General features: G+C 65.6%; 15 protein-coding genes and 1 pseudogene. 4 read left to right on the top strand and 12 right to left on the bottom strand.

Going from position 1 to position 15,279, the window contains the following annotated elements; genetic code table 11:
* Positions 1 to 9 precede the first annotated feature (9 nt).
* From SPH52_RS21925 to SPH52_RS21955, 7 genes are all read right to left on the bottom strand, one after another.
* A complete protein-coding gene (locus tag SPH52_RS21925) occupies positions 10 to 1,110 on the bottom strand; it encodes an ABC transporter ATP-binding protein (protein WP_411797177.1) in 1,101 nt (366 codons plus the stop codon).
* Between the two features lie 93 nt (positions 1,111 to 1,203).
* Positions 1,204 to 2,019 (bottom strand): phosphonate ABC transporter, permease protein PhnE, encoded by an 816-nt coding sequence (gene phnE, locus SPH52_RS21930; protein WP_411797178.1) that lies wholly within the window; start codon positions 2,017 to 2,019, stop codon positions 1,204 to 1,206.
* 48 nt (positions 2,020 to 2,067) lie between these two features.
* Entirely contained in the window at positions 2,068 to 2,877 is an 810-nt protein-coding gene (phnE, locus tag SPH52_RS21935; protein ID WP_411797179.1) for a phosphonate ABC transporter, permease protein PhnE, read from the bottom strand.
* Complete coding sequence (phnC, locus tag SPH52_RS21940; RefSeq protein ID WP_411797180.1) at positions 2,874 to 3,713, bottom strand: phosphonate ABC transporter ATP-binding protein; 840 nt, start codon at positions 3,711 to 3,713, stop codon at positions 2,874 to 2,876. The genes phnE (SPH52_RS21935) and phnC overlap by 4 nt, the downstream gene beginning before the upstream one ends.
* A gap of 95 nt (positions 3,714 to 3,808) precedes the next feature.
* On the bottom strand, positions 3,809 to 4,774 hold the full coding sequence (phnD, locus tag SPH52_RS21945; RefSeq protein ID WP_411797181.1) for a phosphate/phosphite/phosphonate ABC transporter substrate-binding protein: 966 nt from the start codon (positions 4,772 to 4,774) through the stop codon (positions 3,809 to 3,811).
* Positions 4,775 to 4,889: 115 nt separating this feature from the next.
* Positions 4,890 to 5,432, bottom strand: coding sequence for a phosphatase PAP2 family protein (locus SPH52_RS21950; protein ID WP_411797182.1), 543 nt, complete (start codon positions 5,430 to 5,432; stop codon positions 4,890 to 4,892).
* Entirely contained in the window at positions 5,404 to 6,567 is a 1,164-nt protein-coding gene (locus SPH52_RS21955; RefSeq protein ID WP_411797183.1) for a glycosyltransferase family 4 protein, read from the bottom strand. The genes SPH52_RS21950 and SPH52_RS21955 overlap by 29 nt, the downstream gene beginning before the upstream one ends.
* A gap of 185 nt (positions 6,568 to 6,752) precedes the next feature.
* Here SPH52_RS21955 and aceK point away from each other — a divergent pair, with 185 nt between their 5' ends.
* From aceK to SPH52_RS21970, 3 genes are read left to right on the top strand one after another with little or no spacing between them, the layout of a single operon-like run.
* The gene (gene aceK / locus SPH52_RS21960; protein ID WP_411797184.1) at positions 6,753 to 8,498 is read left to right on the top strand and encodes a bifunctional isocitrate dehydrogenase kinase/phosphatase; all 1,746 of its coding nucleotides are present in this window, start codon (positions 6,753 to 6,755) and stop codon (positions 8,496 to 8,498) included.
* Between the two features lie 21 nt (positions 8,499 to 8,519).
* Entirely contained in the window at positions 8,520 to 9,254 is a 735-nt protein-coding gene (locus SPH52_RS21965) for an SIR2 family NAD-dependent protein deacylase (RefSeq protein WP_411797185.1), read from the top strand.
* Between the two features lie 50 nt (positions 9,255 to 9,304).
* Entirely contained in the window at positions 9,305 to 10,105 is an 801-nt protein-coding gene (locus tag SPH52_RS21970) for a tRNA-uridine aminocarboxypropyltransferase (RefSeq protein WP_411797186.1), read from the top strand.
* 6 nt (positions 10,106 to 10,111) lie between these two features.
* Here the strand turns inward: SPH52_RS21970 and SPH52_RS21975 are convergent, their stop codons facing one another.
* Positions 10,112 to 10,768: a GGDEF domain-containing protein gene (locus SPH52_RS21975; protein ID WP_411797187.1), complete on the bottom strand. Its 657-nt coding sequence runs from the start codon at positions 10,766 to 10,768 to the stop codon at positions 10,112 to 10,114.
* A gap of 490 nt (positions 10,769 to 11,258) precedes the next feature.
* A pseudogene (locus SPH52_RS21980) lies at positions 11,259 to 11,681 on the bottom strand (hypothetical protein); the annotation flags it as partial.
* Positions 11,682 to 11,783: 102 nt separating this feature from the next.
* Here SPH52_RS21980 and SPH52_RS21985 point away from each other — a divergent pair.
* Entirely contained in the window at positions 11,784 to 12,218 is a 435-nt protein-coding gene (locus SPH52_RS21985) for a transcriptional regulator (RefSeq protein WP_411797189.1), read from the top strand.
* Here the strand turns inward: SPH52_RS21985 and SPH52_RS21990 are convergent.
* The 3 genes from SPH52_RS21990 to SPH52_RS22000 form a co-directional block, all read right to left on the bottom strand.
* Positions 12,215 to 13,456 (bottom strand): TraB/GumN family protein, encoded by a 1,242-nt coding sequence (locus SPH52_RS21990; protein ID WP_411797190.1) that lies wholly within the window; start codon positions 13,454 to 13,456, stop codon positions 12,215 to 12,217. The two genes, SPH52_RS21985 and SPH52_RS21990, sit on opposite strands and share 4 nt — an antisense overlap.
* 79 nt (positions 13,457 to 13,535) lie before the next feature.
* Positions 13,536 to 14,984 carry a TrkH family potassium uptake protein gene (locus SPH52_RS21995; protein ID WP_411797191.1) on the bottom strand — a complete coding sequence of 483 codons (1,449 nt, stop codon included), beginning with the start codon at positions 14,982 to 14,984 and terminating at the stop codon, positions 13,536 to 13,538.
* Positions 14,985 to 15,027: 43 nt separating this feature from the next.
* Positions 15,028 to 15,279 (bottom strand): TrkA C-terminal domain-containing protein (locus SPH52_RS22000; protein ID WP_411797192.1); only part of this gene is annotated, 252 nt, incomplete at its 5' end.

Genomic DNA, 15,279 nt, shown 5'->3' on the forward strand with positions numbered 1-15,279 from the left:
GTCGAGTCGCTAGGCTTCCGCAGTACGGGTCGCTCGCGCCCCCAGCGGTTGCAGCGCGAGGAGGCGCTGCTGGCCGTCCCAGGCACGCAGGGCGGTGAGGTCGAGTTCGATGCCGACCTGCTCGTGCCGCGCGGGCGCTTCGCTGCTGTGCAGCTTGAGGAATTGCCCGTTCTCCAGCGCCAGGCGCAGGTTGAAGTGGTCGCCCTGGAACAGCCGTCCTTCGACACGGGCTTGCAGCTCTTCCCCTCCCGCGGATCGCAAGCGCAGCGCACGGCGCGGCACCAGCAGGGTTGCCTCGCCTCGGTGTTTCCCTGCGACAAGCGGGAGCTGCTGGCTGCCGATATGAAGTCCTTCCTCATCGCAGCGCACGGCAAGCAGTGTCCCTGCATCGATGAATTCGGCGATGGCGGGAGTCGCCGGCGCTCGGAACAGCGCTTCGGGCGTGTCGACCTGGCTCAGCCGGCCCTGCTGCAACACCGCGACACGGTCGGCCAGGGCAAAGGCCTCGTGCTGGTCATGGGTGACGAACACTGCCGTCAGGTTGAGTTCCTCGATCAGCGCGCGAATCTCCAGCGCCAGGCTCTCGCGGAGCCCCTTGTCGAGGTTGGAAAGCGGCTCGTCCATCAGCAACAGGCGGGGTTTGCCGACGATGGCACGGGCCAGGGCCACGCGCTGCTGCTGGCCGCCGGAGAGCGTGCCGGGGGCGCGGCTGGCGTATTCGCCAAGGCCTACCAGGGAGAGTGCCCATTCCACCTGGGAGCGACGGGCGCTGGCCCGTACGCCCTGCATCTCCAGCGGGAAGGCGACGTTGTCGGCCACGCTCATGTGTGGCCACAGGGCATAATCCTGGAACACCATGCCCAGGCGCCGGGCCTCGGGGCTGAGATGTCGACCTGGCGCGGCCACGCACTCTCCTTCCAGCAGGATCCGGCCTGCGTCGATGTCATGGAGCCCGGCGATGGCGCGCAGCAGTGTCGTCTTGCCACAGCCGGAGGAGCCCAGCAGCGCCAGGACCTGACCCCGGGGCAGGGCCAGGTCGATACCATCCAGTGCCACATTATTGCCGAAGTGCTTGCGCAGCCCTTCGATCTTCAGTGCCTCGACGGTCACTTCATCCACCTCGTCAACGACAAGCGGCCAACGTAATCGCGAAAGATGTCAGCAGGATGACGCCTGCGTGACGGAGGCGCGGCGGATCTTTCATCAGATGATGGCATGGCGCACCTGTGCCGAGATCCACTCCGAGACCAGCACCGTGGCGAAGATCATCAGGAAGATCACGCTGACCTGGCTCCAGGCCAGGCTGTTGATCGCTGCGTTGAGCTGCAGGCCGATGCCGCCGGCGCCCACCAACCCCAGTACCGTGGATTCGCGAATGTTGATGTCCCAGCGGTAGACGCTGATCCCGGCAAAGGCAGGCAGCACCTGGGGGAGTACGCCGTAGTTCAGCACCTGCATGCGGCTTGCGCCGGTAGCGCTGATCGCTTCCACCGGGGTCGGGTGGATCTCCTCGATCGCCTCATAGAGCAGCTTGCCGACGAAGCCTATGGAGCGCAGGGCGATGGCGATGATGCCGGCCAGCACGCCGGGGCCGAGGATCGTGACCAGCAGCATGGCCCAAATCAGCGAGTTGATGGAGCGAGAGGAGACAATGACCAACAGCGCGGCGCTACGAATCAGCGGGTGCGGCGAGGTATTGCGCGCGGCGAGAAAGGCCACTGGAAAGGCCATGACGATGCCCAGCAGCGTGCCCAGGGTGGCGATATTGAGAGTGTCCCACATCGGCTTCCACAGTCGATGAGCGTAGCCCCACTGCGGCGGCAGCATGCGGCTGATCAGGTCGCTGCCCTGGCGGCCGGCGTCCTCGACGAACACCCACATGGTGTTGTCCGAGATCACCTTCCAGCACAGCAGGAACAGCGAGATGCCGGCCAGCCAGGCGAGATAGCCGAGCCACTGGGCGCGGGTAGTGCGCAGGCGCCAGATGGGCGTGCCCTGCGGAGTGGTCGAGACGGGCATGGATCATTCCTTATCAGGCAAAGGCAATGAGCGAGCACAGCCATTGCATTACTGGGTCCAGCGGCGGACATGACTCGAGCTGTACTCACACAGCAACACGATGGCGATGATGATCAGCAGGATCGCGGCCGAGGTGTCGTACTCGTAGCGGCCGATCGAGGTGTTCAGGGTGGCGCCGATGCCGCCGGCACCGACGATGCCAATCACCGCCGACTCGCGGAAATTGATGTCCAGGCGGTACATGGAGAGCCCGATCAGGCGCGGCATCACCTGGGGCTGCACGGCGTGGTTCATGACCTGCCACCAGCTGGCCCCGGTCGCGCGAACCGCCTCGACCTGGCGCCAGTCCAGGTCTTCGATGTCCTCCGCCAGCAGCTTGGCCATGAAGCCGATGGTGGCGAAGGCCAGAGTGATCATGCCGGCCAGCGGGCCGAAGCCGAACATCACCACGAACAGGATGGCGATGATCACCTCCTGAAAGGTACGCGAGACGGTGATGATGCCGCGGCAGACCAGGTAGACGGGTAGCGGCGCGATGTTGCGTGACGCCCCCAGCCCCACCGGTATGGCCAGCGCCACGCCGATGACGGTGGAGGTCAGCGTCATGGTCAGGCTTTCGAGCAGGCCGTTGACGATGTCGCCGCGGCGGCTGACAAAGTCGGGCTGGGCGAAGGCCGCCAAGAAATTGAGCCCGCGGCTCAGACCGTCGGCGACACGTGCCCAGTTGACCTGGATGCTGGCCAGCGCCAGCACCAGGTAGAGCACGGCACCACCCACCAGCAGCCAGCGCAGCCGGGCGTCGGCGATGAACGGCTGTCGGCGCCAATGGCCCACCCGGGCCAGTTGCTCTCGGTTCATTGCACGCCCCCAGCAGTAACGGCGACCAGCGGCCGAGGGACGGAGAGTGCGGGCGCCACCGACTCCTGGCTCGGGGCGGACTCGCCCTGGGTGTCCCATTCTTCCTCACCGTAGATGGTGGTGAGGGTCTCGGCATCGAGCTCTTCCGGGCGGCCGTCGAAGACGATACGGCCGGCGCGCAGGCCGACGATGCGGTCGGCGAACTGCCGGGCGAGCGCCACATCGTGGATGTTGATGATGGCGGCCAGCTCGTGTTCGGCGCACAGCTCACGGATCAGACGCATGATCTGACGGGAAGTCTTCGGGTCGAGGCTCGCCGTGGGCTCGTCCACCAGCAGCAGCTCGGGACGCTGCAGCAGGGCACGGGCAATGCCCACCCGCTGCCGCTGGCCGCCGGAGAGAGCATCGGCGCGCTTGTCGATGGCATGTGGCAGGCCCACACGTTCGAGCAGGTGGAACGCCTCGGCGACGACCTCCTGCGGGTAACGGCGCAGGAAACTGCGCCAGAAGCCGACGTAGCCCAGGCGCCCGGAGAGCACGTTCTCCATCACCGTGAGGCGGTCCACCAGGGCGTACTCCTGGAAGATCATCGCCATGGACCGCCTTGCTTCACGCAGGCGTCTACCGGAGAGCCGGGTCAGCTCGACGCCGTCGAGCGTGATGCTGCCCGAGGTGGGCTCCACCAGGCGGTTGACGCAGCGGATCAGCGTGCTCTTGCCGGCCCCTGAAGGACCGATCAGGGCAAGTACCTGGCCACGTGGCAGGGCCAGGTCGATATCGGTCAGCGCATGGTCCCCGGTGGGGTAGCGCTTGTAGACGCTGGAAAGGGTCAGCATGGGCGGCTCCCTTCGTTCATTCATGACGTCAGCCGGGGCGATCCCCGGCTGCTCGCGCTTTGTGGCCATGTCTGCACAGCCGTTCTTGTCCGGCATCAATCGCAGTCGTAGGTGACGCCGTTGGCCTCATCGATGGTGCGAATCACCTCCCAGTGCTCCTGATAGGTGATGGGAACGAACTGTGCTTCGCCGGAGTTGGCAAACTCGGTCTCGAGCGCGCTGCCTTCCCAGTCGAAGCTGAAGAAGGCTTCCTTGATCCTCTCGGCCAGCTCCGGGCGCAGGTTGTAGACGTGGCCGTAGCCGGTGGTGGGAAAGGTCTGCGAGGTATAGAGCACTTCGTAGTCGCCCTCGTTGACCACGCCGCGCGAGATCATGCGGTGAGCCACCGAATTGGCGATGGCCGCCGAATCGTAGTCGCGGTTGACCACGCCAAGCACAGAGTTGTCGTGTGAGCCCGAGAAGTCGGTGGTGAAGTCCTCATCCGGCACCAGGCCGAACTCGCTGGTCAGCAGTGCAGAGGGCGCCTTGAAACCCGAGTTGGAGGTAGGCGAGGTGAACGCCATGCTGCGCCCGGCCAGGTCCTCCATGGACGCGATGCCGCTACCCGGGTAAGTGATGATCTCCATCTCGTAGCCGAAGCTGCCATCCTCGGAAGCCATCATGGCGAAGGGCACGAAGCCGGAGCAGTTCACCGCCATGGGGTTGGAGCCGGTGTTGAAGCCGGCCACGTGCAGGCGGCCGGCGCGCATCGCCTCGAGCTGGGCGGCGTTGGATTGTACGGGGAAGAACTGCACGCGCTTGCCGGTGATTTCCTCCATGTGCTCGAGGAACCCGGCCCACACCTCGGCATAGACGGCCGGGTCTTCCACCGGGGTATAGGCGAATACCAGGGTATCGGGGTCGACCCACTGGGCTTCGTTAGTGGGTGCGTCGGCTACCAGGTCGCCGTCGGCATCGGTGAAGCGCGGGGCGAGGTTGGCGCTGGCTTGAAGGGCGGTGGCAGCCAGGATGGTGGCGATCGCGGTACGAAGCAGAAGAGGAGAGAAACACTTGGGTTGCATGTCGGTCACCTGTGTTGCGGACTGTAGCGAACGGTTACGGTGCCATCCTGCTGTCTGGGCATGACGGCTTCCGGTCGTTCGTGTGACCGTTACATGACGGCGCTATGCAGGCGTGTCAGCCCGCCAGGTAGAGGCTGGCCAGGCCGAAGGCGTAACCGATGGCGGCACCGGCGACGACGTCACTGATGTAGTGCAGCCCGAGCCCGACCCGCGAGAGCGCGATGAGCAGCGCCAGCGGTACCAGCAGTGGCAGCAGCCAGGGCGCATGGGCCGCGGTCAGCACGCAGAACATCACCGCATGCATGGTGTGCCCGCTGGGAAAGCTGTAGCGGTCGCGAGCCGGTTCGCCGCACTGGATCAGGTTGACGAAGGTGATGAAGGGACGTTCCCGACACAGGCGGGTCTTGATGACGCGATAGACGAGAATGGCAACAAGCCCCGTGATGGCGTACTGCAGAAAGTAGGCGAGGCCGGCTTCGGGCTGGAGCAGCGGCTGGGCGGTGATCAGCAGCACCCACACCGGCCAGTCGCCTACGCGGCTGGCCATGCGCAGGGTGGCAAGCCACGGGGCGTACAGGCTGAGGCTGGCGAAGCGCTGGCACAGCCGCCACTCCAGCAGGTCGAGTCGGTCAAATACCGCAAGGGCGCGTGGTCGCATGGTTCACCTCCCGGGCTTGCTCGAGTACGGAAAGAAAGGTGTCGGCAATGGCAGGCCAGCGGCAGGCCTGGCTGCGCAGGCGCGCCGCGCGGCCCATCTGGGCGTAGCGCGCCGGCTGCTGGCACAGCGCCACGGCGGCCTCGCGGAATGCCTCGGCGTCGCCGGCGGACACGGTCACGCCGTTGACGCCGCTGTCGATCAGCTCGGCGGCGGCGGCGTGGCGGTAGGCCACCACGGCCAGGCCGCTGGCCATGGCCTCAGGCACTACGTTGCCCCAGGTCTCCGAGAGTGAAGGGAACAGGAACAGGTCGGCGCTGGCGTAGTGCCGGGCCAGGGCCTCCGGTGAGATGAAGCCGGTGAAGTGCACCTCCGGCAGCGCTTTCTCGAGCGAACGGCGTGCCGGCCCGTCGCCAACGACGACCTGGGCCATGTCGGGGCGCGCGCTGCGCATGGCATGGAAGGTCTCGCGCAGCAGGGTGAGATTCTTCTCCGCCGCCAGGCGGCCGACGTGCAGTGCCACCGGGCGGTGCTCGTCGGCTCCCCAGCTGCGGCGCAGCTCGGCACAGCGCAGCGCGGGGTCGAGCCGCTGGTGGTCGATGCCGCGCCCCATAACCTCGAGCCGCTGGAAGCCTTGGCGTGAAAGGTCATCCGCCTGCAGGCGGGTGGGAACCAGGGTGGCCTGGCAGCCATTATGGAAGTGGCGCAACCCGCGCATCAGCGTCGGGGCCAGCCAGGGCACGCCGTAGTCGCCGCAGTAGTGGTCGAAGTTGGTGTGCCAGCCGGCCACCAACGGGATGCCCATGCGCCTGGCCACGCGCCGCGCCGACCAGCCCAGCGGCCCCTGGGTGGCCAGGTAGGCCACGTCGGGCCGCTGCTTCTGCCACAGTCGCTGGATCCGCCGCGCGGCGGGCAGGCCGATGCGCACGGCGCGGTAGCCGGGCATCGCCATACCCGGCACTCGCAGTTCGGCCTGAATGCCCGGTGTGCGCCGCGGAGCGGTGGAGTCGGCAGGGTGTGGCCGGATGAGTTGCAGCGACATGCCCCGTACCAGCAGTTCCTGGCTCAGCTGCGTGAGGGTATGGGCAACACCGTTGATTTCGGGCGACCAGGTCTCGCTGACAAGACAGATTCGCATGGCATCCTCGCTGCCTAGGTGCTTGGGAGCGAGAATGCCTGGCATGGATGACGGCCCGGCGACAGGGCGATGATGAATGGATGACGGTGGACGTGTCGTCGAACTACAGTGCGCCCCACCATGGTCGGCTCGCACAATGAGCCAGAATTGGCGAAGCTGGTGGCCTACGCTGCCCGGAGCCCGCCATGAAGCACTCGCCCGCCTATCGCCTTGCCGCCACCATCCTGCACGGCTTCGACGAGTACCGTAACCGCTTCAAGGAGATCACTGCCGATGCCAGCCGGCGTTTTCGCGATGCCGCCTGGCGCGAGGCTCAGCAGGCCTCGGCCGAGCGCATCAACCTCTACGAGGAGAAAGTCGGCGAGACCCTGGCACGGCTGCAGCGCGCCTTGGACGAGGACGACCTGACCCACTGTGAATGCTGGCGCGAGGCGCGCAACCACTATGCCGAGCTGATCAGCGAACGCCTCGACTACGAACTGGCCGAGACCTACTTCAATTCGTTGTTCTGCTCGATCTTCCACCATCGCCACATTCGCAACGACTGGATGTTCGTCTACAGCTCGCGGGACGCCGCCGCCCACCACTCGGGGCTCGAGCCTTGCCGTCGCATGACCGTCAAGGGCGATTGGGCAGCAGCGATCCGCTGGGCGCTGGCCGTGGCCCCCTTCGAGACGCCGTACGAGAATCTGGAGCGTGACGTGCGGCTGGGCGCCGAGTTCCTGAGCGGGCATCTGCCCCGTGCGATCCTCGACGCGCCGGATGCCGAGGTCGAACTGCTCAAGAGCGTGTTCTACCGCAACAAGGGCGCCTACCTGGTGGGGCGGGTGCGTGGCGCCGGCGAGCAGGTGCCGCTGGTGCTGCCGATCCTGCACGAGCAGGGCGAAGGGTTGCACCTGGATACGGTGCTGATCGAGTCCGACGAGGTCTCCATCATCTTCTCCTTCACGCGGGCCTACTTCCAGGTCGAGGTGCAGGTGCCGGGCGAGTTCGTCGACTACCTGCAGCAACTGATGCCCGACAAGCCGGAGGGCGAGCTCTATTCGGCGATCGGTTTCTTCAAGCACGGCAAGACCGAGTTCTTCCGCGCACTCAACCGCCAGGTGGCCAAGCGCGAGGACAAGTTCATCATCGCTCCCGGCGTGCGCGGCATGGTCATGGCAGTGTTCGTGCTGCCCTCGTTTCGCACCGTGTTCAAGATCATCAAGGACCGTTTCGATCCCTCCAAGGAGATGAGCCACGACACCGTGCGTGGGAAGTACCGGCTGGTGAAGCGCCACGACCGTGTCGGACGCATGGCCGATACCCAGGAGTTTTCCAACTTCATTGCGCGCAAGGATCACTTCTCGCCCGAGTGCCTCGAGCACCTGCTGGAGGTCGCGCCTTCCACCGTGTACCTCAGGGGCGACAAGGTGATCATCAAGCACTGCTACACCGAACGCATGATGACCCCGCTCAACCTCTATCTGGAACAGATCGGCGAGGAGGAGACGCGGGCGGTGCTCAAGGAATACGGCAACGCCATCAAGCAGATGGCGGCGGCCAACATCTTCCCCGGCGACATGCTGTTGAAGAACTTTGGTGTTACCCGCCACGGCCGAGTGATCTTCTACGACTACGACGAGGTGTGCTACCTCACCGAGTGCAACTTTCGCCATATCCCCGAGCCGATGTATCCGGAGCAGGAGCTTTCCAGCGAGCCTTGGTACTCGGTGGGGCCTAATGATATTTTCCCCGAGGAGTTCGGGCCGTTCCTGTTCGCCGACATCAAGCTGCGCAAGCTGTTCTACCAGCTGCACCCCGAACTGTTTGACGCCGACTACTGGAAGGGGCTGCAGCAGGCGATCGTCGACGGGCGTGTGATCGACGTCTACCCCTATCGCAACAAGCAGCGTTTCAGTGCCAGCGAGGAGAACGGCCTGGTGTACTGACGTAACGCAACGAGGGCCGTAATGGCAGATGGTAAGCGCCCCCACCTGGTGGTCTTCACCGGCTCCGGCATCAGCGCCGAGAGCGGTATCCAGACCTTTCGTGCCGGCGACGGGCTGTGGGCCGAGCATCCCATCGAGGAGGTCGCCACGCCGCAGGCCTGGCGGCGTGACCCGGCCCGGGTGCTGCAGTTCTACAACCGGCGCCGCGAGCAGGTGCGCCGGGCGCGTCCCAACGCTGCCCACAAGGCACTGGCAGCGCTCGAGCAGCAGGGCTTTCGTGTCAGCATCATCACTCAGAACATCGACGACCTGCACGAGCGCGCCGGCTCGCGCAACGTGCTGCACCTGCATGGCGAGATCCTCAAGGCACGCTCCACTGTGGATGCCCGCATGCAGTATCCGCTGCCGCGTGGCGGGATCGAACTGGGCGACATCTGCGACAAGGGCAGTCAGCTGCGTCCCGACGTAGTGTGGTTCGGCGAGAGCGTGCCGCACTTCGCCGACGCCTGCGAGATCGTCGCCGAGGCGGACCTGCTGCTGGTGGTGGGAACGTCTCTTGCCGTGATGCCGGCCGCCTCGCTGCTCGACCACACGCCGCTGGATGCGCCCAGCGTACTGGTGGACCCAGAGGCCGAGGCGCTGGCTCCGCCGGGGGTGACGCGCATCAGCCAGTCCGCCGGCAGGGGCGTACCGGCACTGGTGCGTCACTGGCAGCGCGAGGGGAGGCTGTGGGTGCCGCAAACCCTGATTGGCTGAAGGCCAGAGCATGCTAGAATGCCGCCCCCGCTGACCCTGGATATGCGATCATGCTGGACGAGACTTGCCGGGCCGACCTTGCCGACCGCGACTCCGTGTCGAGGCTTTCGCATGACCCCGCCACGGGGCTTGCCTGTGACCCTGCAACCGGTCATCCACGTCCGCCGCGGCGCGAGTTCAAGGCGCGGGGCAGCTTTACCGAGCGCTGCGCCGGCTGCCAATTGCCGGTGTTGAACTGTCTCTGCCCCTACCAGGCCAGCGCCGAGAGCGAGGCGCAAATATGGCTGATCACCCATCCGCTCGAGCATTTCAAGCCAACCAATACCGGTCGCCTGATCCACGACGTTCTGCCGGCGACCGAGGTCTTCACTTGGTATCGCACGGCGCCGGATGCGCGACTGCTGGCACTGCTCGACGATCCGCGCTTCGCTCCCTTCGTGATCTTTCCCGACGACCAGCCCGATTATGCCGAGCGGGTGGTGGGTATCGAGGCGGTGGGCGAGATCAAGACGAACGGCAGGATACCGGTCTTCATCCTTATCGACGGCACCTGGCGCCAGGCGCGGCGTATCTTCCGCAAGAGTCCCTATCTCGACCGGCTGCCGGTGCTGCCGCTGGCTACCACGCGGCTGACCCGCTATCGGTTGCGCAAGCCGGCTTCCCAGGCCCACCTGTGTACTGCCGAGGTGGCGGCTGAACTGTTGCGTCAGAGTGGCGATGTCGATGCGGCCCAGGTGCTGGACGACTACTTCGACGCCTTCAATGTCAGCTATGACGCCAGCCGCCGCTACGAGAAGATCGAACAGCCGACCCCGGCGATGCGCCGGCTACTGGCATATCGTGCCGAGTAGAGGGCCTCACTCGTAGGCTTCCTGGGTGCGTACGCAAGCACGCCCCGCGCGTTTGGCGCGGTACATGGCACGGTCGGCGCGTTGCACCAGCTTGCGTGAGGTATCGCCAGGTTGATAGACAGCGACACCGAAGCTGGCGGTGACTTGCCCTATGGGTTCGATGTGGCATTGAGTGAGGTCGTGACACAGTCGGCAGGCTAGCTCATGCGCCTGGGGCAGGTCGCAGCCGGGGGCGACGACGACGAACTCCTCACCGCCCCAGCGGCCCAGGTGATCGCTGTCGCGCAGCTGTGACAGGGCTTCCTGGGCGACCCGGTGCAGCACTCGGTCGCCCGTTTCATGGCCATGGGTATCGTTGATCGACTTGAAGTGGTCGACGTCGAACAGCAGCAATGCCAAGGGAGTGTCGTTCCGACTGGCTATCGCCAGCTCGGCTTTGAGCACCTGCTCAATGCGGTGGCGGTTCGCCACCTGGGTCAACGGATCGGTGTAGGCCAACCACTGCAGCTTGGTGTTGCGTTCGTGAAGCAGGCGGTAGCGGTGCCGGGTTTCGCGTTTTTCGTGCAGCATTGCGCTGCGCAGCGCGGCCAGTTGGATGAGCTGCAGCAGCAGGTATCGAAGGGGCGGGGCGAGGTGGCGAGGCTGTCGATCCCGGCATATCACCAGGTTTCGACCAGGGGGCGTCTCGCCGAGATCGAGGATGAGGGCCGCGCGTGCCTGCCGAGCGGTCAGCCAGGTGTGCAGNGAGATCGAGGATGAGGGCCGCGCGTGCCTGCCGAGCGGTCAGCCAGGTGTGCAGCAGTGGCGGCGGCAGGCACAGCGGGCAGTGCGACAGGTCGGGGAGCGGGCCCGGTGCCCCGAGCAGCTCGATCGGCTCCGCCTGGCTGTCGATCAGCATCAGCGGTGCGTTGGCGCAACGGCTCACGTCGCTGGGAAGAGGCTCGAGACGAGAGCCTTCCTGACCCAACCGAATGCTGCGCCCGCCATACTCATGGCTATGGAGGATGCAGGATTCGAAACCGGTCAGTGCGTGCAATGCCCGCAGCAGTTGATCATAGAGCTCGTTGACGCTGCTGGCCTGGGATAGGCGCGTGCTCCAAGCATAACCGAGCCCCGGCAGCTCATGGCTTCTTTCCTCATGAGGCTCCACTTCGAGAATCACATGCCGTTCTACCAGATGCGCCGAGACGTAGAGATACCGCGAGGAAGCATCCGCCTGACCAGAGGGAATCGCCAGGCCGGGAGCCCCCTTTGCCAGGGCTCCCGCCAGGGCCATGACGGTATCGGCTCCCAGCACCTCCTCGGGAGGCCGCCCGAGAGCGTCGCTGGGCGACAAACCGAAGAAGCGAGAAAGATTGGCACTGGCCAGGCTCACGCCTTGCCAGTCGCTGTCAAAAGCAATGAGGCAGCCATGCGGCTGCACCGCATCGTAGATGGGCGGTACAGACGGGCAGATGCTCGCATCGAGTTCCCTATCAAGCGAGTCCGGCATGGTGCTTCCCTGTTGTGTATAGCCGGCAGCGAGAGTGGCTGCCTTCCTCCCTGCTGCATGCGTGCCGTTAAGGATGGCCGGCATGGTGCGCAAGGGTCTTCTACATGATGAAAGTAAACCACTTGTTGTTGTCGTATATCAACCATGGTTTAACCGCGAGTTCGGCGCGCACGGCACATTCCCTCGATGAATGAGAAAACTGCCTTCGCCGAGCGGTTGGCCGATGCCATGCGCGCTGCCGGCTACGAACCGCGCCCTGCCGTACTCGAGCGGGAATTCAACCTGCGCTATTGGGGTAAGCCCGTCACGCTGCAGGGCGTGCGCCGTTGGCTATGCGGGGAGACCCTGCCTCAGCAAGAGAAGCTGCTAGTGTTGGCCGAGTGGCTTGGGCTCGAGCCGCAAGTGCTGCGCTTCGGTGAGGCCGGCGGTTATCGGATCAGTGAGCCGCGCGGCTCCTGGGACGTGTCGGTCAGCATCGAGGAGCGCCGCGTGCTGCAGCGCTACCTGGCCCTGCCAGTGGAACAGCGCAAAGTGGTGGCCCAGGTCATAGAGGCCTTTGCCCGGGCCGAACGCAGCGACTCGGGAGAAGGCCAGACCGGCGATGGAAGTGTCCCTCGCTAGGCGGTGCCCAGCAGCGCCCCGGCGATACGGAAGCCGGCGATCCAGGTGCCCGCGGCGGAGCCCAGGGTGGCGAACAGGAACACCAGCAGCGTGCGCGAGACCCGGTTGCGCCACCAGCCCTTGAGCTCGGTAACGTCGTGGCGCAACATCGAGAAGTCATGCACCTTGGGCTTGCGCATCCATAGCTCGACCCCGGCGGCAACGAAGCCGGCGCCGATGGTGGGGTTGAGCGAGGTCAGCGGCGCCGCAAACATCGTGGCCACCACGGTGACCGGGTGCGCCAGGGCTGCCAGGGTGGCGATTCCCGAGAGCACGCCGTTGATCAGGAACCACTCGACGACCAGTTGCCAACCAAGTTCGGTGTTGCGCGAGAAGCCGATGGCAAACCCGGTCAACACCAGCGCCGTGATCAGCCATGGCAGGGCGCGCCAAAGTTTCGAAGGCGGCGGAGTGGCTTCCAGGGCTTTACGTTCCACTTCGGGTTCGGCGGGCAGGGGGGCGCCGAAATGCTCCACCATGCCCTTCATGTGGCCGGCGCCGATCACCACCAGTACGTTGCGGTAGCGCCCGGGGGGCGCCTGCTCCGCCAGGCGAAGCACCATGTAGCGGTCGCGCTCGGAGATCAGCGGCGTGTAGAGCGCTTCCGATTCGGCGGCGAATTCGCTGAAGGTCGACTCCAGCACGTCGCCCTCCTTCAGTCGCTCGATCTCCTCGGGCTTGATCTCTTGACGCGACATCACGCTGCCGAGCAGGCCAGTGAACAGCGACATGCGCTGCCACCATGGCACGTTGCGGTAGATACGCTTGAGCGTGATGCCAACGTCGCGGTCGATCAGCAGCAGCGGCAGCTCATGGTTACGCGCCTCTTCCAAGGCCGCACGCATCTCGGCGCCCGGTTCGATACCGGACTGCTCGGCGACGCGCTGTTGGAAGGCGCCCAGTGCCAGGTTGGCGGCAACCATGCCGGCCTTGCCCTGGCGGAAGATCTCGAACAGGTCCTGCTGAGCCAAGGCGTCCGGGTTGCTGAGGTTGTGATGGCGCGCATCGCACAGCTCGATGGCCACGGCGTCGAATTCACCGGAGCGGATCAGCCGGCGCACGTCCTCGGCGCTTTCGGCGGAGACATGCGCGGTGCCCAGCAGGGTATAGCGGGTGCCGCCCACCTCGACGACACGATGGGGGCCGCTGAAGGCGCCTTCCTGGCGCGGGTCGGTCACGGGTTCCAGGGAGTCGGTCATGTACGCTCGGGTCGCAAGGGGTGAAGAGTTCGATTATCCATGAAGCGGCGCGCGGGACCAAACCCGGCCAGGACTCGGCTCACTTGCGCCAGAAGGCGGGCGTGAACAGTACCAGCACGGTGAAGATTTCCAGGCGGCCGAGCAGCATCGCCACCACCAGGATCCATTTGGCCGCAGCGGGCAGATCGCCGTAGTGAGCGGCCGCCTCACCCAGGGCGGGGCCCAGGTTGTTGAGGCAGGAGGCCACCGTCGACCAGGCGGTGACCTGATCGACGCCGGTGGCCATCACCCCCACCAGCATCAGGAAGAACAGCATCAGGTAGGCCGAGAAGAAGCCCCACACCGCCTGGGCGATGCCGTCGGGCACGCTGACCTTGCCTACCTTCACCGCGATCACCGCGCTGGGATGGATCAGCCGCATCACCTCGCGCATGCCCTGCTTCAGGATCAGGATGATACGGATCACCTTCATGCCGCCACCGGTAGAGCCGGAGCAGCCGCCGACGAAGGCGGCCATGAACAGCAGGAAGGGTAGCGCCCCGGGCCAGCCCGAGAAGTCGGCCACGCCGAAGCCGGCGGTAGTAGCGATGGAGACGACCTGGAACACCCCGTGACGCAGGCCACGCTCGGTATCGTAGGTGCCGGTCAGCCACAGCGATACCACGGCGATGACGGAGAGACCGGCGAGGAAGATCAGCAGGAAGCGAGCCTCGGGGTCGTGCAGGTAGTGGCTGAGCTGCCTGCCGCGCCAGGCCAGGAAGTGCAGGCTGAAGCTCATCGCCGAAACGATCAGGAAAGAGACGCAGATCAGCTCGATGACGGCGCTGTCGAAATATCCGATGCTGGCGTCGTAGGTGGAGAAACCGCCGATGGCCACGGTGGAGAAGCTGTGGCCCAGGGCATCGAACCAGTTCATGCCGGCGGCCATGTAGGCCAGGAAGCAGGTCAGCGTCAGCGCGGCGTAGATGTACCACAGCGCCTTGGCCGTTTCGGTGATGCGCGGGGTCAGCTTGGAGTCCTTCAGCGGTCCCGGGATCTCGGTGCGGTAGAGCGCCATGCCGCCGACCCCCAGCGTGGGCAGGATCGCCACCGCGAGAACCACGATCCCCATGCCGCCCAGCCATTGCAGCTGCTGGCGGTAGTAGAGTACCGACTCGGGCAGGAACTCGATGCCGGTGATCACCGTGGCGCCGGTGGTGGTCAGCCCCGAGAAGGATTCGAACACGGCGTCGGTGGGGGCGAGGGCAGCGTCGCCGGTGAGCATCAGCGGCAGCGAGCCGAACAGCCCCAGTACGCTCCAGAACAGTGCGGCGATCAGGAATCCGTCGCGGATGCGCAGCTCCTTGCGTGCGCGTCGATTGGGCAGGTACATCACCAGCCCGGTCATCACGGTGATCAGGATGGCGATGGTGAAGGCATCCCACTGGCCGTCGCCGAACAGCAGCGAAACCAGGATCGGCGGCATCATGGTCAGGCTGAACATCATCAGTAGCAGGCCGAGGATGCGAAGGATCACTCGCAGGCTCATCGGGCGGCGTTCCCTGCGTCGCGGATTGTCATCGAGCCCGTCATCAGAAGAACGTCAGCCCGACCTGGAACAGCCGCTCGACGTCGCGGATGCGGCGCTTGTCGATCACGAACAGGATCAGGTGGTCGCCCGATGCCACCACCACGTCGTCATGGGCGATCAGCACCTCCTTGCCGCGCACGATGGCGCCGATGGTAGTGCCCCGGGGCAGGTCGATCTCGCCGATGGCCCGGCCCACCACCTTGGACGACTGCATGTCGCCGTGGGCGATCGCCTCGATCGCTTCGGCGGCGCC

Origin of the sequence: Halomonas sp. A29 (genome assembly GCF_046723295.1) — a bacterium.
Classification (GTDB): Bacteria; Pseudomonadota; Gammaproteobacteria; order Pseudomonadales; family Halomonadaceae; genus Halomonas.